The organism is Rhizorhabdus sp. P4_G6, from assembly GCF_056401045.1.
Genome location: NZ_JBFUKC010000005.1, coordinates 174,603 through 195,690, shown reverse-complemented (window position 1 = coordinate 195,690; position 21,088 = coordinate 174,603). Strand labels below are relative to the sequence as shown.

Sequence of the window (21,088 nt, the reverse complement as noted above, 5' to 3'; positions counted from 1 at the left end):
ACGCGATACTCGACTTCATCGAAACAACGGGTGCTCAACCGATCATCCCGCAGCGCGTCTGCATGCCCCGCAAACGAGCCTTCGATCCGGTCAAGTACAAGCTGCGCAATCGCATCGAACGGACCATCGGTAAACTCAAGCAGCTACGCCGTATCGCCACACGGTACGATCGCATCCCGCAAAACTATCTCGCTAGCCTATGCCTCGCTGCCCTCAGCTTCTGGTGCTGAATGTCGATTCAGCCTAGAGCCGTACCGCGAGCCGGTGCGCCTCGAACAGCGCGTGGGAGAGGCGCCGCGGTGCCATGCAATCGCCGATTCGGTGGATCTCGATGTGGCGCGCGAAGGCGGCCGGGGATGGGCCCGCCGGTTCCCGCCCGGTCTGCACCACGATGAGATCGGCCTCGATCACCGTTTCGCTGCCATTGGCCAAGCACATCAGGTGCGCCTTGCCGTCCCCGGCGTGGAGCAGTTCCGACAATGGCCGAAAGCGCGCGTCGCCCGCGCCCAGCCGCACCAGCAACGGCGCCAAGCTTTCCGATGGGATCGCGCTGGCGATCGTTGCCGACGGCGTCGAGATGCTAATCCGCCACCCCGCGTCGACCAGCGCGTTGGCGACGCCATAGGTCCACCAGAAGCCGGTGCCATCGTCATGCACCAGCGCATGCCCGGTGCCATGAGGCGCAGGGGCGCCGTCGCGCAAAATGTCGATCCAGGCGCTGACGCCGGCACCATGGCGCTCCGAGTCGAGCGGCCGGGGCAGCGCGCCGGTAGCCAGCACGAGCGCATCGGCCGTGCCGGCAAGATCGGCGGGGCCATTGATCCGGCGACCGAACGCGACGGTGACGGGCAGGCGCCTGAGCTCACTCTGCAAATGATCGATCAGCCGCAACAGCCCGGTCCGTCCAGGCACCGACGCCGCATAGAGAAACTGTCCTCCTAGCCCGTCGCCGGCTTCGTAGAGCGAGACATGATGTCCGCGTAGCGCTGCGATCCGGGCGGTCTCCATGCCGGCGGGCCCGCCGCCGACGATCGCGATACGGCGAGGACGCGCCGCAGGAATGACAGGGGCGAAAGCGGGATCGCTCTCGCGCCCCGCGAGCGGGTTCACGGCGCAGTGCAAGTGGGGCGCGAAAGCGCGGCAATCCTGGTTCAGGCCGATACACGGGCGGATGCGCCCAGCCTCGTTTCGCTCGGCCTTCGCCACCCAATCGCCATCCGCGACGAAGGCCCGGGCGAAGCCGATCGCATCAGCCTGTTCCGCCGCCAGCGCTGCTTCGGCAAGAGCCGGAGACGTGAAACGCTGACCGACGATCGTCACCAGTCCCGATGCGGCGCGCAGCGTGCCGGCCGCTCGCGCCGCGGTCGCCTCCGGCTGGGTCGCGTCCTTCACATAGGCGCCGCGCGTGCCCAAAGTGACACTCAGATAATCGACCGGATGGCCGCGCGCGACGGCTTCGGCGATGCGCCGCGTATCGGGCAGTTCAAGGCCCTCTGCCTGTTCCTCATCGGCACTCAGCCGCAGCCCGAGCAGGAAGGCATCGCCGCAGGCGCTGCGGATGGCGTCGATCAGCTCGAACAGGAACCGCATCCGCCGCTCGGGATCGCCGCCCCAGCGATCCTCGCGATGGTTGGTGGCGGGCGACAGAAACTGGCCGACGAGATAGCCATGTGCGCCGTGAATCTCGACGCCGTCATGGCCGGTCGCCTTGAGGTTGCTTGCCGAGCGGGTAAAGTCGACGATGACGCGGCGGATATCGGCTTCGTCCATTTCGTGCGGCGAGAACAGGTCGCGTGGCGAACGGATCGGGCTTGGCGCGATCAGGGGATGATCGCTCTCCATGCCGATCGACTCGCGCCCCAGATGAACGATCTGCCCGACGATCGCGGCGCCCTGCGCGCGCACCGCAGTGGCACGGCGTGCGAGCATCGGCAGCACATCGTCATTATAAGTTTCGATCAGCTTGCGTCCGCGGCGTGCGCTATCGGGTGAAATGACGGCGGCTCCGGTGATCAGCAGGCCCGCGCCGGACCGTGCCCGGCTCTCGTAATAAGCGATATCATCGTCGGTGGGCGCTCCCGCTGCGACCATGCTGGTGCCGTGCGGTAGCATGACGATGCGGTTGCGGAGCGTGACCGGCCCGACCGTGAGCGGTGAGAATAGCCGCGGAAACGGCGTCATTGCGCGACGCAGCCGCCGTCGATTACCAGTTCGGCACCCGTCATATAGCGGGATTCGTCGCTCGCGAGGAAGAGGATCGCGTCGGCGATTTCGTCGGCCTGGCCGGCGCGGCCGAGCGGGATTTCGGCGAGCCGGCGCGCGGATTTCCCGGGATCAGCGAAGAAGGCCGCCGCCAGCGGGGTCTCGATCAGCCCCGGGTGCAGCGAATTGGCGCGTATCCCGTTGCCGAGCGCGGCGCATTCCAGCGCGGTCGCCTTGGTGAACATGCGGACGCCGCCCTTGGCGGCACAATAAGACCCCGCGTTCACCCCGCCGATGATCCCGCGGATCGACGATATGTTGACGATCGCGCCATGCCCCGATGCCGCAAGCAACGGCAGCATCGCGCGTGTGCCGAGAAAGACGCTGTCGAGGTTGATCGCCATCGCCTCTCGCCACTGTGCGAGGCTGGTATCGGCGATCGATCGCATGACCGCATTGCCGACATTGTTGACCAGCACGTCGAGCCGAGCGACCTCAGCACCGATGCGATCCGCCAGCATCGCCCATGCCGCCTCATCGGTGGCGTCGAACCGCACGGCGCGATGCGGGTCTGCGGGTGCCAATGCTGCGAGCGCATCGCCAAGGCGATCGATGTCGCGGTCGGCGAGATAGACATGTGCTCCCTCGGCCGCGAAGCGCCGCACCGCCGAAAGTCCGATCCCCGAGGCCGCGCCCGTTACCAGGACAATGCGATCGGCGAACCGGTTCATCTGCGGTCGAGCCCGGCGTCGCGGCGGCTCATCGCGACGATATCCTCGAAATTCGGATTGGCGCGCGCCAATATGTCATCCGCCCGCTGCCGGATCGCCGGATCGAAGCTCGTCGTGGTGAAGGCGTAGAAGCGATTCTCGATGATCGCTGCGAAGGCGATGTCGGCGGCTTCCTCGGGCGTGGTGGCGTTGCGATAGAGTTCATCGCGTATCGCCTCGAGATCGGCGGATTCCTGCAGTGGGCCGTCGCCATCGGCGAACGCGTCGGGGCGGTGGCGTTCGGCGTCGTAGATGCCCGTGGCCACCAGTCCAGGGCAAAGCATCGTCACCCCGATTGGGGCGCCCACCTCCTTGAGCCCGGCATAGAGCGCCTCGGTAGCGCGCACGACGGCATGCTTGGACGCCCCGTAGCAGGCGGAGCCCGAACCACTGACGACGCCCGCGACCGAAGCGGTGTTGAGGATATGGCCGGGGCGGCCCGCAGCGATCATCCGCGGCACGAAGGCCCGCATCCCGTGCACAACGCCGTAGAGGTTGACCCCGAGCGACCATTGCCAGTCGCCCAGACTATATTCCCAAACCTTGCGGTGACGTCCGCCGGGAACGATGCCGGCATTGTTGCAGAGCAAATCGACCGAGCCGAAGCGGTCCCAGGCCAGATCGGCGAGGCTGGCAACGCTCGCTGCATCGGATACGTCGGTTCTTACGGCCAGCGCCCGTCCGTCGCCCAGATCCGCCTCTACCTTGGCCGCATCCTCGAAGCGGATATCGGCGAGCACGACGTTCATACCTTCGGCCGCCGCCCGGCGGGCGAGCGCGGCACCGATGCCGCTCCCGGCACCGGTGATGACGGCCGTCTTGCCAGAAAAATCGGAGATCATTTCTATCCTTTCGCGGGGGCTGTCGTTGTCGGGATCGGGCGAGAGCCGGGAACTTCCGGGGCTTTCCCCTGCGCCATGGCCGCGCGATAGAGCCGAGCCGCGTAGACGAACAGCATCGCCCCGACGACCGAAGATATCAGCGACAGCGACAGCGCATAACGAAGCCCATTATCGCCCGCCCCGAACTGCCGAACCAGCAGATCACTCAGCATGCCGGTGCACCATGGACCCAACCCGAGCCCGAACAGATTGAAGATCAGCAGCAGCACCGCGTTGCTGAAAGCGCGCATGTGGGCGGGGACGAGCGACTGGGTAACCGCGAGTACCGGGCCGTAATAAGCGATCATCAGCAGCGAAGAGATTGCGGCCATCGCGATCGACAAGCCTGTCGAAGCGACCAGATATTGCGCCAACGCCACCGGCACGGTCGTGCCCACGGCCAGCGCCATTATCCAGACGCGCCACCGCTGGTCGCGAACCGCCAGCCGGTCGGCGAGAAAGCCTCCTAGAAACATGCCCACCGCGCCACCGGCTCCGCTCAGCATCGCCATCAGCAGCGACACGTTCTGAAGCGACAGGCCATGATTACGCGTGAAGAACGGTGCGTTCCAGGTCATCATCGCATATTGCGAGAAGCCGTGCAGCATGGTGGCGAGTACGACGTAGCGGAACGCCTTTTCCTGCCAGAGGAAGGTCAGCGCGGCCCGTACCGGCACGGTTTCGGTGCGCGTTCCAGCCGCCTCGAAGCGTCCGCGCGGCGGCTCCTTGATCAAGGCCAGTGCGAGGGGAGCAAGCAGGAGCCCTGCCATTCCAATGATTGCGAACGACAACCGCCAACCGACCGTGGCCGCTAGCCAACCGGTCACGCTATATCCCAGCATCATTCCCGCCGGCAGCGCCAGTCCCCAGGCTGACATGGCAGTGGCGCGGCGCGCGGGTGGATAATAGTCGGCGAGGAGCGATACGCTGGCTGGAACGCTACCCGACTCGCCGATCGCGACGCCGATGCGGAAGAAGACGAGTGTGCCGAAGCCGATTGCCAGGCCGCTCAGCCCCGTCATCGCACTCCAGATGGCGAGAGAGGCTGCGACCAGAAACCGCCGGCTCATGCGATCGGCGAGCCGGGCAACCGGCAGCGACAAAGTCGCGTAGAACAGAGCGAAGGACAGGCCGGTCAGGGCCCCCATCTGCGCGTCCGACAGGCCAAGTTCCGTCTTGATCGGGATCTGCAAGATCGAAAGGATGGTGCGGTCGATATAATTGAAGGTCGACACCAGGAAGAGTGCGAACAAGGCGTTCTTGCGCACGGACGTGTCATCCGAAGCGGCGTGCTGGCCTGGCGCTTGAGACGGGATGTTCATCGGATCGCCCTTCAGTTCCAGCCGGCGGTGCGCGCGGCGGTGATCCCGAACGTCATGGCCAGCGCTAACCCCCCGGCATAGCCGGTGCCGAAGGCGCCGCCCGCGTCGCTGCCGGCCGCCAGCAGCCCCGGGACGGGCCTTCCGGTTCGATCGAGCACCCGCGCCCGCGTATCGATCGTCAGCCCGCCGAAGGTGAAGGTGATCGCGGGATGCACGACCAGCGCATAAAAAGGAGCGCGGTCAAGCGGCTCGCACGCATCCATGCGCGGGGGATCGAGCGTTTCCCATCCCTGGCGGGCAGCCTCGTTGAAGGCAGCGACAGAGCGCTCGACCTGGCCGCCGTCAAAGCCCTGCTCCGTTGCAAAGGCGGCAATCTCCGCGAGGGTCGAGGCGACGATCCCCTTGCCGCCCAGTTCGAGCGCCGCCTGCATCTTGTCGACTGGCACCCCCGTCGCGACGATCGGCTGGGTCGCATATTGCTCGTGCACGCGCGCGTCCCATATGCACAGGGCCCGGGCGTTGCGCTGAATCAGCGTTGCATAGCTGTTGGCATGGTCGCCGAAGGTCTCGTCGCAAAAGCGCAGACCCTGCTCGTTGAGCAACAGCGCCTGCTCGCTGTGATATTGCGACAGCATGACATAGAGGCGTTCCTCTCCCCATTCCGTCGATTCACTGACCAGGTGGCCGTAAAAGCCGGGGTTGGTAGCGGCAATCTCGCCGCCCGCGGCCTCGCCAAGTCGTAGCCCCTGTCCATCGCTAAACGGGTTCGACCGCAGCCGCATGTCACGCGCGTGTGGATGGATATAGCGCGCGCGCAGCTCGGGCGATGCCTGGAAGCCGCCAGTGGCCAGGATCGTCGAGCGCGCCCGCACTGTCACATCACCATCGGCGTGACGCGTGCGGGCGCCGATCACCGCGCCCGCATCGTCCTTGATGAGCGTATCGCTGGTCGTGCCCAGGATTACATGACCCCCCGCCGCTTCGACCAGCGACGCGCAACCGCGCACATGTTCGACGATGTCGATCTGGTAGCCATAGCCGTGGAGGACGCCCATGCGCGGCGAAATGGCCACCTCGCGACGCCTGAGCCAGGCGATCGCATCGGGATAGGTATCGAACAGGACGTCGCCGAGCACCGGGTCGCCACCGGCATAGAGCGCCATCTTCCCGCGCGATGATGCGGTCCACAACACCCCGCCGGAAAGCACCGCCGATCCGCCGATCGCCGGCGCTCGTTCGACAACGATGGCTTTCGCGCCCCGCTCGGCGGCCCAGCCCGCCGCCGACAGGCCCGCCATGCCGGCACCGATGACAAGCAGATCGCAATCGATGGTGTCTTCGTCCATTCCGTCCGTTCCTGGCCTGGCCTGGAGTCGTGCCCCTCCCCTCGAAAGAGGAGGGGGTATCGGCAGCTAGAACTTCATCTCCCCCTGGAGAACGACGGCGCGGGGTTCACCCGCGACGGTGAAGACCTCGCCAATGCCGCCGGGCTTATCGACGCCCAGCGTCGCATAGCGCCGGTTGGTCAGGTTACGGCCGATCAGCGAGATGGCCCAACGGTCGTCCACGGTTGTGATCCGCGCGCCGGCGTTGACGGTCGTGAAGCCCTTCTGGAACGACACCGGGTTGAGGTTGAGCCCGCTATAATAGCCCGACGTGTGACGAATATCGGCATTCACGGTCATCCTGAACTCCGACGTGAGATCGAATTCCTGCACGATTCCCGCCGTGAACACCCAATCTGGCGAGCGATAGACGGATTTTCCGGACAGATCCTGATGAGCGGGGACCGCTGTGGTGGTTGGGGTCGCCGCCACGGCCGGAATACATCCGGTCGCGACCGTCTGTCCGGCATAGCATTGGGCGATCGGGAAGCGTTCGAATTGAGCGTCGTTATAGGATGCCGATGTGCGTAAAGTCGTCCCCCTGGCCGGGCGATAGCTTGCTTCGAATTCGACGCCCTGGGTCAACGTGCTCGCGGCATTCTGGGTGACGAACACCGGCGAACCGTTCGGCAGCACCAGCAGCGACGTCAGCGGCAGGCCCTTATATTTGTACCGGAAGCCGGTGAGGGTGGCGGTGAGTCGGTTGTTGAGGAGCGACGCCTTGGTGCCGATCTCGAAACCGCGCACCTTTTCCGCGCTGAAACTCAACGTATCCTTGGTGGCGGTCGCAGCGAGGATGCCCGGATTGGAGAACCCGCCGGCTAGGTAGCCGGTCTTGTAGGCGCCATAGATCATCACGTCGTGGGCGGGATGCCAGGTCACGGTTGCTTCGGGCGAGAAATTGTCCTCGCTCTTGCGACCCCGGATGACGGTGCCGATAGGGAGCTGCCCCACAGCGTTCGAGTTCACGAAAGTCGTGAAGCTCCTCAGACTGTTCCTTTGCTTGGTGTAACGTCCACCACCCGCAAGCTCGAGCGCATCCGAGAATTTGAAGATGAGCTGGCCGAACGCCGAGTAGGCGCTGCTCTTGTTATGCTGCTCGTTGTCATAGGTGTGGAATTTGCCGCTCGTTGCGTCCGGCAGCATCGCCCCATTGGCGCCGCCGACAAACAAGGTGCGCCGGTTGCGTTCATAATGGCCGCCCGCCGCGAAATTGAACATGCCGTCGAACGAGGAGACGACGCGGACCTCTTCGTAGAAGCTCTTGTTCTTCTCGTTGCTGTAGGACCAGAACTGCGAATAGGCTGTGCCGTCGGCATTGCCCTGGCTCACATAATCATAGTCATAATAGCCGGTAACCGATGTCAGCTTGATCTTCCCGACCTCGTAATTGAGGGAGAGTGTCGGCATCGCGGTATCGTTGCTCGAAAAAGGCTGCCCGTTGTCGTGGCTCTTCACCTGCGGCCACAGATTGATGATGGTGGGCGACAGCCACCCCTGCGAGGATCGATTGTCGAGTTTGCAGTCGCCGGTCGGATCGAGCAGGCCGGTGCTCGTGCCGGGACGTGCCCGGGACGCGGGGCAGCCCATGACCTCGTCGAAGCTCTGCAGACTCTGGCCTTCGTAATGGCTGTAGAGCATCTTGAAGGTGGCATCGAAATCGCCGGCTTCATATTTGAGCGTCAACCTGCCGGCCAGCTTCTTCTCGGCGCCAAGCTTGTGCTGCGCAGCGGGCACGAACACGCTGCCGGTGGCGCCGCTGCGCAGCAGGTCGACCACACCGTTGTTCTGGTTGCGGATATAGCCCTGGCTTTGGCTCGCGAACAGGGCGACCCGCGCGCCCAGATTTTCGGTGAGCGGCCCGGCGATCGCACCATCCAGCGAGGCCGTGTCGGCGGTGAACTCATAACCGCCGCGCAGATAACCGGACAATTCCGACGTCGGATCGGCGGATTTGACCGAAACCACGCCGCCAGGCGAATTCTTGCCGAAGAACAGCGCTTGCGGCCCCTTGAGGACATCGACCGTCTCAATGTCGAACAATGCGTCGTTGAGGATGCGGCCGCGGCTGATCGCCATACCGTCGAAATCCAGGAGAACTGACTGCTCGACCCCGGCATCGAGGCTCGCCGAACTGACGCCGCGCATGGTGATCGACGTGCCCGATCCTGTGAAGCCGCGGTCCAGCGAAATCTGCGGCGCCAGAATCTTGATGTTGGCGATGGACGTCATGTTATACTGGCGGATGTCCTGCGCGCCGATGACGTTTGCGGCAACCGGGACATCGATCAGCCGCTCGGTGCGGCGACGCGCTGTCACCACGATATCGGTAGCGGATTGCGTGCCGGATGATTCCGCGGCATCGGTAGGTGCCTCGGCTTGCTGATCAGCCTCGGCGCTCCAGGCCGCAGCCGGATAAGCCAGGCAGATAATCGCACTGCTCGCCAGCAGCAGTCGCGTCAGCGGAATGTCATGTGATAGGCGCTTCATTTCCCTCTCCCCTGGATGGACGCTGAGCCGGCTTTGATTTTGAGCTCAGGGTCGGTGATGGTCCTAAGCTTGCTTACGAGGCGCCCGCGCGCCGGGCTTGCGCCCACGCCGCCTTGGCCAATGGCTCGATACGGGTGACGATGTCGGATGCGTTCGCGGCCGTTTGGACACCGTCCCGAGCGCGGCCGGCGATGCCCTGCAGGATCGCGGCCACCCGGAACAAATTGAATGCGCGATAGAAAGGCAACATCGGATCGACATCGAAGCCGGTTCGGTCGCGATAGCGCATCGCATAATCCTCAGCCGTTGGGATGCCGAGGGCACCGAGATCCTTGCCCAGCAATGTGCCGCGCACATCCACCCCCTCAGGGCGGAACCATTCCATCATATGATATGTCAGGTCGCCGAGCGGGTGGCCGATCGTCGACAGTTCCCAATCGAGGGCGGCCACGACGCGTGGCTCGGTCGGATGGATTAGCAGATTATGGAACGAGTAGTCGCCGTGGACGAGGCTTGATAATCCCTTTTCCTCGGGAATCGCGCCGGGTAGCCATTCGATCAGCCGGTCCATCTCCGGCAAGTCGTGCGTTCGCGAAGCCGCATATTGTCGCGACCAGCGCGATACCTGGCGCGCGAAATAATCGCCGGGGCGGCCATAGTCGCCAAGCCCGAGCCGCTCATAATCGACGAGATGGAGCCGGGCGAGCGTCTCATTGGCCGAATCATAGACGGCCGCCCGCTGCTCGCGCGTGAGATCGGGCATCATCGCGTTCCAGAAGATGCGCCCCTCCACGTGGCGCATCACATAGAACATCGTGCCGATGACATCCTCGTCCTCGCACAGCACCAGCGGCTCCGGCACCGGCAGACCGGCCTCGAACAAGGCGCGGGTGACGCGATATTCGCGATCGACGGCATGGGCCGATTTGAGCAGCACGCCGGCCGGCTTGCGGCGCAGCACATATTTGGCGTCGGGCGTGATCAGCAAATAGGTCGGGTTCGATTGGCCGCCTTCGAACTGCTCGACCGCCAGCGGGCCTGCAAAGCCCTTCACCGCGCCATCGAGATATTGTGCGAGCCTTCGCTCATCGAACCGGGCGCCGGCGGCGACGGTCGACGTGCCGCCGATATAGGATGCGGGCTGCGGAGCGCTCATGCGCGCGGCCCCCGATATTTACCGAGTTCGATGTGCGCCAGCTGGCGCTCATGCACCTCGTCGGCGCCGTCGGTCAGCCGCACGATGCGGGTGTTGGCATAGAGTTCGGCAAGCCCGAAATCGTCGGACACTCCGCCGCCGCCATGCGCCTGAATGGCTTCGTCGACGATCCGCTGCGCGATTTTGGGTGCAGCGATCTTGATCATCGCGATTTCGGCGCGCGCGGCCTTGTTGCCCACCGTATCCATGCTGTGCGCGGCCTTGAGGCACAGCAGCCGCGCCATCTCGATCTCGCAGCGCGCACGGGCGATCCGCTCCTCCCACACCGAATGCTCGGCGATGGGCTTTCCGAACGCGTGTCGCGTCAGCAGGCGGCGGCACGTCTTTTCGAGCGCGACCTCCATCGTCGCGATGTTGCGCATCGTGTGGTGGATACGGCCCGGCCCGAGCCGGCCTTGGGCGATCTCGAAGCCACGGCCTTCGCCAAGCAGCAGATTTGCGGCCGGCACCCGGACATTTGCGAGGTCCACCTCGAAATGCCCATGCGGGGCGTGATCGTAGCCGAACACCGGCAAGTGGCGGATCAGCGTGATGCCAGGCGTATCGCGCGGCACGAGGATCATCGACTGCTGTGAATATGCCGGCGCGTCCGGGTCGGTCTTGCCCATCACGATGAAGAAGGCGCAGCGTGGATGGCCGGCACCCGACGACCACCATTTGCGGCCGTTGATCACATAGTCGTCGCCGTCGCGGCGAATCTCGGTCTGAATGTTGCGCGCATCCGATGACGCGACCGCTGGCTCGGTCATCAGGAAAGCGGAGCGAGTCTCGCCATCCCGCAGCGGAATCATGAAGCGCTGCTTCTGATCCGGCGTGCCATAGCGGTGCAGCACTTCGAAATTGCCCGTGTCGGGCGCCATGCAGTTGAACACTTCGGACGCGAAGGAGATGCGCCCCATCAGCTCGGCTATCGGCGCATATTCGACGTTGCTCAGTCCGACGCTGGTGAAATATTCGTCATCATGCGGGGACGGCGGCATGAAGATGTTCCACAGGCCCTCCGCCCGCGCCTTGGACTTCAGCTCGTCGAATATCGGCGGGATCTCGGCCCAGCGATCGATCTGGGCGAGTTGCTGGTGATAGACCGGAACGGCCGGAACGATATGATCGTCGATGAAGGTGCGTACGCGCTCCATCCACTCCCGCGATCGTGCCGATTGTTCAAAATCCATTTCGCTCCCCTAACAGCCTGGCCAACGAGGCCGTCGTGAGACAGCTCCCGTCGAGGTGGGCTCGTTCGACCAGTCGGTCGGGAAAAACTGGTAATCGACCGACTGGTCGGCTGTCAATGGAAAATGCCCGACCACGCGGTCGGCTGTCAGATAGGTCAGTGCGAATATTTCCGATTGACGCCCGACCAGTCGGTCGACATGCTTTCATGCAGGAGAGACCAATGCCGACAAGCCCGTTGATGGACGTCCCGCTGCTCAGGGGGCATGCACCCTACACCCTCGCGGGTTTCGCCGCATTCCGTTCGGTGATCGACACCGACGGGGCGGTGCCGGCGAAGTTCAAGGCGCTGTTCGCCGCGGTTGCGGCCATAGACCGCCGCCATCTCTGCCTTGCCCGGCGCGAACTGGCGCGGGGCGTGGGACTGGGCCTGACTTCGGTCGAAGCCACTGCGGGATTGATCGTGCTGGCCAGCTTGCGCGGCGAAGCGGCGGCGCTCGACTTTGCCGAGGTCATCGCGGCGTCGTTCGCGGCGATCGACGCACCGGCACCCCAGCCGCTGCCGACTGCGGCTGCGGGAGAAGCCGTCGCCAACTTCGCCGCGTATTTCGGAACGATCCCCGCCCCGCTTGCGCAATTGCTGCGCCTCAATCCCGCGGCTGCGGACGCTTATTATCTGATGCGGCGCGGCAGCATCGACGCCAATCCGCTGTCGCCCAAATATGGCGAGCTGCTGCTGCTCACCATATTGGCCGCCGGCTACAGCCCGATGGCCGTCACCCATGTCCGTGGCGCTCGATTGGCGGGCGCCACCGACGAGGAGATTGCCGAGGCGGTGCTATGTGCGGTGCCGTCGGCGGGCATCGCTGCCTGGATGGCGGTCGGCGCGATGCTGGCGCCTCCGGACGAAAGCGGTGCCGCGTGACAGATTTTGCGCAGGTCGGCTGTCCATCTGCGCGCCCATCCGATGTGAAAAAAGGAGACTCAACATGGAACTTGAACAGGACGTCATTCAGTATGAACTGGCCGATGACGGCATCTGCACCATCTGGCTGAACCGCCCGCACAAGCGCAACTGCGTCAGCCCGCAACTGCTGCGCGAGCTCGAAGTCGCAGTGGATCGCGCGGCGGCCGACAAGAAGGCGCTGGCCGTCGTGTTCCGCGGTCGGGGCAACACCTTCTGCTCGGGCGCGGATCTCGACCAGCTGGTCGGCCCGGTCCTGCACGAATCGACGGTTTCGCTGCAGCTGGCGATCGATTCGGCGCGCACCTACGACAAGATCTACAATATGAGCAAACCGACGATCGCGGCGGTCGAGGGCTATGCCGTCGCCGGCGGCTTCGAACTGATGATCTCGTGCGATTTCGCGCTCGCCGCGTCCGAGGCGAAGATCGGCGATTTCCACATCCGCCGCGCCTTGTTCGGCGGTGCCGGCCCGATCTATCGCCTGCCGCGCTACATCGGCATGCGCAAGTCCAAGGAGCTGATGCTCACCGGCAAGCTGCTGTCGGGCGACGAGACCGTCGAATGGGGCCTGTGCAACGCGTCCGCGCCCGCGGCTGAATTCGACAAGCTGATCGCCGATTTCTGCGCGCCGCTGATCGACAAGAGCCCGTTCTGCATGTGGATGACGAAGATGGCGCTCAATCGCGGTATGGATGCGGACACCAATTCGCTGATCACGCTGGAAACGATGACCTGCAACGTCGTCCATCACTCGGCCGATGCCAAGGAGGGCGTCAGCGCCTTCCTCGAAAAGCGCAAGCCGGTCTGGACTGGCAACTGATCGATGGCGGTCAGCTTCGTCGTCCTGGCGCGCCGGCCATCGGACTGGGACCAGGATCGGTTCACGACCTGGTGGCGCGGTCCGCATGCCGACGCGGCCCGGGTGCTGCCGGGGCTGATCGCCTATCGGCATGGCGTGGTGACGCGGGATTATGACAATCCCGATGAACCCGCCTGGGACGGCCATGCCGTGCTGACCTTCGCCGATCAAAAGGCGCTCGATACCGCGTTCGCCTCGCCCGAATGGGCGGCGGCGACGCGGCAGACCAAGGGCATGGGCGGCAAGCGGATCGTCCTCATTACCGAGGAAGTCGATCTGCTGATGCCGGGAAGCGGGGGAAGCGCGTGAACGAGCGGAGCGCCTTTGCTTTGTCTCGTCGGCCATTGCCCACAGACGCCAAGATAAGGCTCGTGGGCGAAGACGTTCATCTATCCTCCCCCGCTAGGGAGAGGTGTCGCCCAAGGCGGCGGAGGGGCGGGCGGCGACCAGCTGCAGCTTGAGGGCTCACCTGCTCCTCTTCCTCCGAGGCGTACGCCGTCCTCCCCTCCGTCAGCGCTTTGCGCTGCCACTCCCCCTGGGAGGATCGGTATGGAACAGACCATGGCATATAATCAGTATCTGACCGATTACCCTGCCCAAGGATGCGATCATGGCTGACGAAACCGCAGGCTTTACCGGCCGTCTTTTTCGGCTCGACGGCAAAAAGGCGCTGATCACCGGCGGCCGTGGCGCGCTGGCCGAGACGATCGCGGTGACCCTCGCCGATCTCGGCTGTGCCATCGCGCTCGCCTCGCGCCATGAGGCCGATTGTGCCGCGACCGCGGCATCGGTCTCCGAACGCTTCGGCACACGGGCGATCGGCCTGTCCTGCGACATCACCGACGAGGATTCGGTCGAACGGACGGTCGCCGCTACGGTCGAGCGGCTCGGCGGCATCGACATCCTCGTCAACAATGCCGGCGCCTCCTGGTGGGGCTTGCCGCAGGACATCCCGCTCAAGGGCTGGCGCAAGGTGATCGACGTCAACCTTACCGGCACGTTCCTGGCCTGCCGCCACGCGGCGCGGCACATGATCGAGGCGGGTGGCGGGGCGATCGTCAACATCGCCTCGGTGGGGGCCTATCTGTCCTATCGGCCCGAGGCGGGGCAGGTCGTGCCCTACACGACGAGCAAGGCGGCGATCGTTCACCTGACCAGCGACCTTGCCGCGCAATGGGCCGGGCACGGCGTCCGCGTCAACGCGATCGCGCCGGGATCGATCGAAACCGGGATGACCGAAACGCTCGATGCTGCCGTCCAGGAAAAAACCCGCGCCGGCATATTGCTCGGTCGCTTTGGCCGCCCCGGCGAAGTGGCCGGTACGCTGGCGCTGCTAGCCTCGGAGGCTGGCAGTTTCATCACCGGCCAGACCTTCCTGGTCGACGGAGGGCAATCGCTTGCCTGAGAGCTCCACCACGACCGACCTGGCCTGGGACGATACCCGCCTCTGGCCCCAGTTCGATGGGCTGGCCTCCGCAGATCCCGACGCGCTGGCAGTCGTCGATTGTGCCGACCAACTCTGGTCACGCGGCACGCTGCACGCGATAGCGCACGATATCGCCGATCGGCTGCGGGCGCTCGAGATCGGTGCAGGCGACCGGATATTGGTCGCCGCCCACAAGACCGCGGAGACCCTGGCAGCCGCGCTCGCCATTTCAGCCGTCGGCGCGGTGTTCTGCCCATTCTCGCCCAAGCTCAGCGCCGGCGATGTGGCGGTGCTGGAGGCGCGGTTGGGCCATGCCGCGCGGATCGATGCCGACGCAAGCGGCGATCTCACCATCGCGGGGCCGACAGCGATGCCGCGCTCCTCCGATCCCCGCAACAGGGCTACCGCACTGATCGGCTTCACGTCGGGCACCACCGGCGTGCCCAAAGGCGTGATGCACGGGCCGGGCGCGCTGAATTATGCGACGCGAGCCTGCGCGACGATCGCGGGGCTCCAGCCCGGTGACGCGATCCTGGGCATCGTACCGATGGATAGCGCGCCAGGCTTCACCTTCACCGCGCATTTCGCGCTCTCGCTCGGCTATCCGCTGGTGCTGATCGATCCCTGGGTCCCCGCCGCGGCCCTCGCACGCGCCGAGCGGTATCGATGCGGTTGGGCGATCGCGGTGCCGACGCACCTGTTCACGATGATCGAGGCCGTCCGGCTGGGCGAGTGGAGCGGCACGCTGCCGCTGCGCGCGATGGCGGTCGGCGGCAGCGCGATGACGCCGGAGCTGATCGCCGATGCCGACGCCCTGCTCGGGCTCAAGGTGCTGCGGATGTTCGGCATGTCCGAATGCATGGGGCATAGTTCCAACCATCCCGGCCACCCGCTCCAACGGCGCCAGCACTTCGATGGCATCCCCTTCCCCGGAACCGAGGAGGAAGCGTTCGACGATGAATTGCGGATGCAGCCGCGCGGCACCCGCGGGCAGGCCGGCGTACGCGGGCCGTCGCTATTCCTGGGCTATGCCGACGGTCTCGGGGCGGGCCAGGAACGCATGACGCCGGACGGCTTCTACCTGACCGGCGACGAGATCATCCGCGATCAGGGCGGCTTCGTCCGGGTCGTCGGGCGGATCAAGGACCAGATCATTCGCGGTGGCTTCAACATCGATCCGGCCGAGATCGAGGCGGCTTTGCTGCGCCATCCGGCCATCGCCGAAGTCGCGGTGGTCGCGGTGCCCGAACGCAAGCTCGGAGAGCAGGCCTGCGCGGTCTGCCGCGTCCGCCCCGGCGCCGGCGAGGTCGATCTGCCGGTCTTGCTCGATCATCTGGCGGGGCAGGGATTGAGCCGCAAGAAATGGCCCGAACATCTGGTGCTGGTCGATGCGATGGCGCTGACCGCCACCGGCAAGATCGACAAGAAGGCGATGGCTGCGCGCGCCGCCGAAGACGTCCTGCAAAGCGCACAAGGGTCTAAGACAGCATGACCGCATTAGCCACGCTGGCGATCGAAGATGGCGTCGCCGTCGTCACCATCGACAATCCTCCGGTCAATGCACTCGGTGCGGCGCTCCGCCGCGCCTTGTTCGATCGCCTGGAGGAGGCGTTCGCGGCTCCCGACGCGCAGGCCGTCGTGCTGATCTGCGCTGGCCGCACCTTCATCGCCGGTGCGGATATCGGCGAGCTCGGCAAGCCGGCGGCGTTGCCGACCTTCTTCGACCTGTTCGACCTGATCGAGGACGGGCCGAAGCCGGTGATCGCCGCGATCCACGGCACCGCGCTAGGCGGCGGCTTCGAATTTGCGTTGGTCTGCCACTATCGGATCGCGACGCAATCGGCACGGGTCGGCCTGCCCGAGGTGACCCTGGGCATATTGCCGGGGGCCGGCGGCACGCAACGCGTTCCCCGCCTCGCGGGGGCGGCGGCTGCGCTCGACATCCTGACCTCGGGCCGCCATGTGCGCGCACCCGAAGCACTCGACCTCGCCCTGGTCGATGCGGTCGTGCCCGATCAGGCGCTGCGCGCAGCGGCGATCGCATTCGCACAGGACGTGATCCGCAAGGGCGCGCCTCGCCCGCGCATCCGCGACCGAACCGGCGTGGAGGCGCGGCCTGAGCTGTTCGCCGAATTTCGCAAGACGAACGCCCAGCGCTTTCGCGGCCTCAAAGCCCCGGAGGCGATCGTCTCGCTGGTCGAGGCCGCCGCTGCCCTGCCGTTCGAAGACGGCATGGCGCGCGAGCAAGCGGCGTTCGACACGCTGGTGGCCAGCACCGAATCGGAGGCGCTGCGCTATAATTTCTTCGCCGAACGCGAGACGGTACGCGTGCCCGATATCCGTGCCGATATCCGGCCGATCGACATTTGCACGGTCGGGATCATCGGCGCAGGCACGATGGGCAGCGGCATCGCCATCAATTTCCTCAATGCGGGCCTGCCGGTAACTTTGGTCGAAACCAGCACCGCCGCGCTCGATCGGGGCGTCGGCAATATCCGCCGCGTCTACGAGACGAGCGCGAAGAAGGGCCGGCTGACTCGGGATCAGGTCGATGAGCGACTTCGGCTGCTCACGCCCACGATCGACATCGGATCGGTGGCGGCTGCCGATCTCGTGATCGAAGCGGTATTCGAGAGCCTCGAGGTCAAACGGGACATCTTCGCCCGGCTCGACCGAATCGTCCGTCCGGAAGCGATCCTTGCCTCCAACACGTCGTTCCTCGATCTCGACGCCATCGCCGCGGCGACAGGCAATCCCGGACGGGTGGTCGGCCTGCATTTCTTCTCGCCCGCCAATGTCATGCGGCTGCTCGAAGTGGTGCGCGGGACGCAGACCGCGAAGCCGGTGATCGCGACGGCAATGGCGCTCGCGCGGCGGATCGGCAAGGTGCCGGTGCTGAGCCGCACCTGCCCCGGCTTCATCGCCAACCGGCTGCTCGCACCGCGTGGTGCGCAGGCCGACGCGCTTGCGCTCGAAGGCACGCCGATCGCCACGATCGATCGCGTTCTGTTCGACTACGGCTTCGCCATGGGTCATTTCCAAATGATGGATCTGGTCGGGCTCGACGTGGTCGGCCGCGAGGGCAATGAGCGCACGGCGATGGGCGATCTCGTCGCCGCCGGCCGGCTCGGGCAGAAGCAGAATGGCGGCTATTACGACTATGACGCGGCCCGCCGGCCGACGCCTTCCCCGCTGGCAGACCGGATCATCGGCGATGTCGCGCAGGCCAGGGGTGTCACACAGGCCCCGACGCTGGGCGCGGACGCGCTGCTTGCGCGCCTGCTGTATCCCGTCGTCAACGAAGGCGCGCGGATATTGGAGGAGGGCATCGCGCTGCGCGCGTCCGATATCGATGTCGCAGCCGTGCTCGGCTATAACTGGCCGGTCTATACCGGCGGGCCGATGTTCTGGGCGGGCGCCGTCGGCCTCGATCGAGTTGTCGCCGGATTGCGCGATCTGGAAGCCAGCCATGGCGCTGCCTTCCGTCCTGCCGATCTGCTCGTCGATCTCGCCGCGCGAGGCGCGCGGTTCCAGCCATGACCGTCAATCGCGCCTGGCTGCTCGCGCGGCGGCCGCAGGGGCGCGTGTCGATTTCAGATTTCGCATATCGCGAGGAACCGTTCGTGCCGCAGGTGCTGGCGGAAGGCGAGGTGTTGGTGCGCAACCACCTCTTCTCCTGCGCGCCGACGATCCGGAACTGGCTTAACCAGCCGGGCAACAGCTATCGAAGCGCGATCGGCATCGGCCAGCCGGTGGCGGGCATGGCAGGTGCAGAGGTGATCGCCTCGTGCCATCCGCATTTCAGCGCCGGGGATCTGATCACGGCGGTGTCGCCCTGGCAGGACTATGCGGTGCTGACGCCGGATCGGGCGGCCGTGCCGATCGTCGCGATACCCGACGGGCTCACGCTCGCCGACGCGCTCGGCCCCTATTCGCCCAACAGCCTGACCGCTTTTTTCGGCATGATCGACGTGGGGCGGGCGGCGGCGGGTGATACCGTCCTCATCTCGGGCGCCGCGGGTTCGGTCGGTGCGGTCGCCTGCCAGATCGCGCGGATCCGGGGCTGCCGGGTCGTCGCCATCGCCGGCGGGCCCGATAAATGCACATGGCTCCGCGATGTTGCCCGGGTGGATGCGACGATTGACTATAAGGAAGAGGATCTGGCCGCCCGGATTGCGGAACTCTGTCCCGAGCGCGTGAATCTCTTCTTCGACAATGTGGGAGGCGTTGTCTTGCAGGCGGCTGTGGATGCCATGGCTGTGCATGGCCGCATCGTTCTGTGCGGCCAGATTTCGGCTTATGACACAGGACAGCCTGCGCCCGGCCCGCGCGACATGATGAAACTGGTCTACGGCCGCATCCTGATGCAGGGCTTTGTCGTCGGTGACTTTGCCGCGCGATATGACGAGGCGTACACCGCACTTCGCCTGTGGATCGAGCGCGGCGACATCATGTGTCGCATTGATTTGCGGAAGGGATTCGAACGACTGCCCGAGGCATTTGTTGACCTGTTTCGCGGCAACACTGAAGGAACACTCCTCGTGAGCACCGCGTCAGCCGAAGGGTGAGCCGCTTCGCGCCATCCATGTAGCAAAGCGGGATATCTGACAGAAATCCGCCGAGCGAGAGCTCCGGCTTTGCCAACGGCAATTCCTCCAGAGCGAATTTCAGTTATCAGAGGGAAAAGGTCGATATCGGTGGACTTCTGCGGACCCCTGCGGAGGGGTTCCTGGCGGAGAGGGTGGGATTCGAACCCACGGTACCCTTGCGGGCACAACGGTTTTCGAGACCGCCCCGATCGACCACTCCGGCACCTCTCCGCAGAGGAGCAAGCGGGAGGCCGTGGAGCCGTCCGCCAGTCGATAGGGGCGGGGCATTAGCGGATGGATCGGCACTTGCCAAGCGCCTGCTTGCAAGTGGGTGAGACTTCCCTACATTGGAAAGGTGATTGAAAAAAACCTGTCCGTTCCCACCGTCGTTGGCGCTCCGCACAAGGGGATCAGTACGCCGTCGGTAGCGCATGCCCGCTTCGCGATCGGCGATGTCGTGCGGCACCGCCTGTTCGAGTTCCGCGGCGTGATCTTCGACGTCGATCCGGTCTTCGCCAACACCGAGGAATGGTATGAGGCGATCCCCGAGGATATTCGTCCGTCGAAGGAGCAGCCCTTCTACCATCTGTTCGCCGAGAACAGTGACAGCAACTATATCGCCTATGTCAGCCAGCAGAATCTGGTCCGTGACGACAGCGACGAGATGATCGACCACCCTGCGATCGCCGGGCTGTTCGACAGTTATGTCGATGGGCGGTATCGGCTGCGGCGCGAGCATCGGCACTGATGTGAGTGCCATCGGGGAGCTCTTACCCCCGGCGACATCTAGGAAAGATCAAGCCAAACCGCCGCCGGCCTAGAACGAGAATCCTGCGTGTATGGCCGGCTCGATCGGATGATCGGGTGCATTCGTCGGGCGTATCGAACGTCGAGAAGTTCCAGCTTAGGCTGTCTTCCCTGCTATATGGTCCATATCGGCGCATTCAGTTCGCGGGCAGTGCCGGCCCCGGTCGTGCGCGCAGGGAAGTTTCCCGCGAAACCCCTCTGCGTGGTTGACATTCCGGGACTCAGTCTTTAGCGGACCGCTTTCCCGTGCGGGGGTAAATGGCCGCGTGCCATTGCGCTTGCGCTAACTGATTTGAAGAAGTGATGAGGGCCATGTTCGCTATCGTGCGCACGGGCGGCAAGCAGTATCGCGTTGCCGCAGGAGACAAGATCGTCGTCGAGAAGATCGACGGCGATGCAGGTTCGACAGTGTCGCTGGGCGACGTCCTGCTCGCTGGCGAAGGTGCCGAGCTGAAGGACGTGGCGGGCCTTACCGTCTCGGCCGAGATTATCGCGCAGGCGAAGGGCGAGAAGGTCATCGTCTTCAAGAAGCGTCGTCGTCACAATTATCGTCGCCGCAACGGCCACCGTCAGCAGCACACGATCCTCAAGATCCTGTCGATCGGCGGCGAGACCAAGGCGAAGAAGGCTCCGGCTAAGGCCAAGGCGGATGCGCCCGTGGCTGCCGAAGCCTGATCGATAGAGCCAACGGAGTAGTTTGAGATGGCACATAAGAAAGCAGGCGGCTCTTCGCGCAACGGTCGCGATTCGGCCGGCCGGCGCCTCGGCGTCAAGAAGTTCGGTGGCGAAATCGTGATCGGTGGCAACATCATCATCCGCCAGCGCGGCACCAAGGTCTATCCTGGCCGCAATGTCGGCATGGGCAAGGATCACACCCTGTTCGCGCTCAGCGAAGGCCGCGTCGCCTTCCACAGCGGCAAGCTTGGCCGCAAATATGTGAGCGTCGATGCGATGGCCGAAGCGGCCGAGTAACGGGCGAGCCCATATCCGGGTCGTCCAGAGGG

At 65.0% G+C, this 21,088-nt stretch carries 19 protein-coding genes and 1 tRNA gene; 11 read left to right on the top strand and 9 right to left on the bottom strand.

The window, feature by feature from the left end; translation table 11 throughout:
* A partial coding sequence (locus AC1DPF_RS08305) for a transposase (RefSeq protein ID WP_477960652.1) occupies positions 1-230 on the top strand: 230 nt, incomplete at its 5' end.
* 13 nt (positions 231-243) lie between these two features.
* Here the strand turns inward: AC1DPF_RS08305 and AC1DPF_RS08300 are convergent.
* The 8 genes from AC1DPF_RS08300 to AC1DPF_RS08265 form a co-directional block, all read right to left on the bottom strand.
* Positions 244-2,181: an oxidoreductase gene (locus tag AC1DPF_RS08300; protein ID WP_477960650.1), complete on the bottom strand. Its 1,938-nt coding sequence runs from the start codon at positions 2,179-2,181 to the stop codon at positions 244-246.
* Positions 2,178-2,933: an SDR family NAD(P)-dependent oxidoreductase gene (locus AC1DPF_RS08295; RefSeq protein ID WP_477960648.1), complete on the bottom strand. Its 756-nt coding sequence runs from the start codon at positions 2,931-2,933 to the stop codon at positions 2,178-2,180. Before AC1DPF_RS08295 ends, AC1DPF_RS08300 begins: the two co-directional genes overlap by 4 nt.
* Positions 2,930-3,814, bottom strand: coding sequence for an SDR family NAD(P)-dependent oxidoreductase (locus AC1DPF_RS08290; RefSeq protein ID WP_477960646.1), 885 nt, complete (start codon positions 3,812-3,814; stop codon positions 2,930-2,932). Before AC1DPF_RS08290 ends, AC1DPF_RS08295 begins: the two co-directional genes overlap by 4 nt.
* Before the next feature lie 2 nt (positions 3,815-3,816).
* A complete protein-coding gene (locus tag AC1DPF_RS08285) occupies positions 3,817-5,175 on the bottom strand; it encodes a spinster family MFS transporter (protein WP_477960644.1) in 1,359 nt (452 codons plus the stop codon).
* An 11-nt stretch (positions 5,176-5,186) separates the two neighbouring features.
* On the bottom strand, positions 5,187-6,521 hold the full coding sequence (locus AC1DPF_RS08280; RefSeq protein WP_477868774.1) for an FAD-dependent oxidoreductase: 1,335 nt from the start codon (positions 6,519-6,521) through the stop codon (positions 5,187-5,189).
* 66 nt (positions 6,522-6,587) lie between these two features.
* A complete protein-coding gene (locus AC1DPF_RS08275; RefSeq protein ID WP_477960642.1) occupies positions 6,588-9,050 on the bottom strand; it encodes a TonB-dependent receptor in 2,463 nt (820 codons plus the stop codon).
* A 73-nt stretch (positions 9,051-9,123) separates the two neighbouring features.
* Positions 9,124-10,206: a phosphotransferase family protein gene (locus AC1DPF_RS08270; protein WP_477868778.1), complete on the bottom strand. Its 1,083-nt coding sequence runs from the start codon at positions 10,204-10,206 to the stop codon at positions 9,124-9,126.
* Positions 10,203-11,438, bottom strand: a complete 1,236-nt coding sequence (locus AC1DPF_RS08265) for an acyl-CoA dehydrogenase family protein (protein WP_477868780.1) — start codon at positions 11,436-11,438, stop codon at positions 10,203-10,205. Before AC1DPF_RS08265 ends, AC1DPF_RS08270 begins: the two co-directional genes overlap by 4 nt.
* A 221-nt stretch (positions 11,439-11,659) precedes the next feature.
* Between AC1DPF_RS08265 and AC1DPF_RS08260 the strand changes: the two genes are divergently transcribed.
* The 7 genes from AC1DPF_RS08260 (at position 11,660) to AC1DPF_RS08230 (ending at position 19,256) form a co-directional block, all read left to right on the top strand.
* Positions 11,660-12,361 (top strand): carboxymuconolactone decarboxylase family protein, encoded by a 702-nt coding sequence (locus tag AC1DPF_RS08260; RefSeq protein ID WP_477868782.1) that lies wholly within the window; start codon positions 11,660-11,662, stop codon positions 12,359-12,361.
* A 64-nt stretch (positions 12,362-12,425) separates the two neighbouring features.
* On the top strand, positions 12,426-13,223 hold the full coding sequence (locus AC1DPF_RS08255) for an enoyl-CoA hydratase/isomerase family protein (RefSeq protein ID WP_477868784.1): 798 nt from the start codon (positions 12,426-12,428) through the stop codon (positions 13,221-13,223).
* A gap of 3 nt (positions 13,224-13,226) precedes the next feature.
* Entirely contained in the window at positions 13,227-13,571 is a 345-nt protein-coding gene (locus AC1DPF_RS08250) for an EthD family reductase (RefSeq protein ID WP_477868786.1), read from the top strand.
* 301 nt (positions 13,572-13,872) lie between these two features.
* Positions 13,873-14,667 (top strand): SDR family NAD(P)-dependent oxidoreductase, encoded by a 795-nt coding sequence (locus tag AC1DPF_RS08245; protein WP_477960640.1) that lies wholly within the window; start codon positions 13,873-13,875, stop codon positions 14,665-14,667.
* Positions 14,660-16,180 (top strand): class I adenylate-forming enzyme family protein, encoded by a 1,521-nt coding sequence (locus tag AC1DPF_RS08240; protein ID WP_477868790.1) that lies wholly within the window; start codon positions 14,660-14,662, stop codon positions 16,178-16,180. Before AC1DPF_RS08245 ends, AC1DPF_RS08240 begins: the two co-directional genes overlap by 8 nt.
* Entirely contained in the window at positions 16,177-18,228 is a 2,052-nt protein-coding gene (locus AC1DPF_RS08235; protein WP_477868792.1) for a 3-hydroxyacyl-CoA dehydrogenase NAD-binding domain-containing protein, read from the top strand. Before AC1DPF_RS08240 ends, AC1DPF_RS08235 begins: the two co-directional genes overlap by 4 nt.
* On the top strand, positions 18,225-19,256 hold the full coding sequence (locus AC1DPF_RS08230; RefSeq protein WP_477960638.1) for an NADP-dependent oxidoreductase: 1,032 nt from the start codon (positions 18,225-18,227) through the stop codon (positions 19,254-19,256). Before AC1DPF_RS08235 ends, AC1DPF_RS08230 begins: the two co-directional genes overlap by 4 nt.
* 162 nt (positions 19,257-19,418) lie before the next feature.
* Here AC1DPF_RS08230 and AC1DPF_RS08225 read toward each other — a convergent pair.
* Positions 19,419-19,508: transfer RNA gene (locus AC1DPF_RS08225), tRNA-Ser, on the bottom strand.
* Positions 19,509-19,686: 178 nt separating this feature from the next.
* On the opposite strand from AC1DPF_RS08225, the gene hspQ reads away from it, so the two are divergent.
* The 3 genes from hspQ to rpmA all read left to right on the top strand — a co-directional run bounded on the left by hspQ (position 19,687) and on the right by rpmA (position 21,056).
* On the top strand, positions 19,687-20,025 hold the full coding sequence (gene hspQ, locus AC1DPF_RS08220) for a heat shock protein HspQ (protein ID WP_477869268.1): 339 nt from the start codon (positions 19,687-19,689) through the stop codon (positions 20,023-20,025).
* Positions 20,026-20,396: 371 nt separating this feature from the next.
* Positions 20,397-20,759, top strand: coding sequence for a 50S ribosomal protein L21 (gene rplU, locus AC1DPF_RS08215; RefSeq protein ID WP_477868837.1), 363 nt, complete (start codon positions 20,397-20,399; stop codon positions 20,757-20,759).
* Between the two features lie 27 nt (positions 20,760-20,786).
* Complete coding sequence (rpmA, locus tag AC1DPF_RS08210; RefSeq protein WP_477868839.1) at positions 20,787-21,056, top strand: 50S ribosomal protein L27; 270 nt, start codon at positions 20,787-20,789, stop codon at positions 21,054-21,056.
* Positions 21,057-21,088 lie beyond the last annotated feature (32 nt).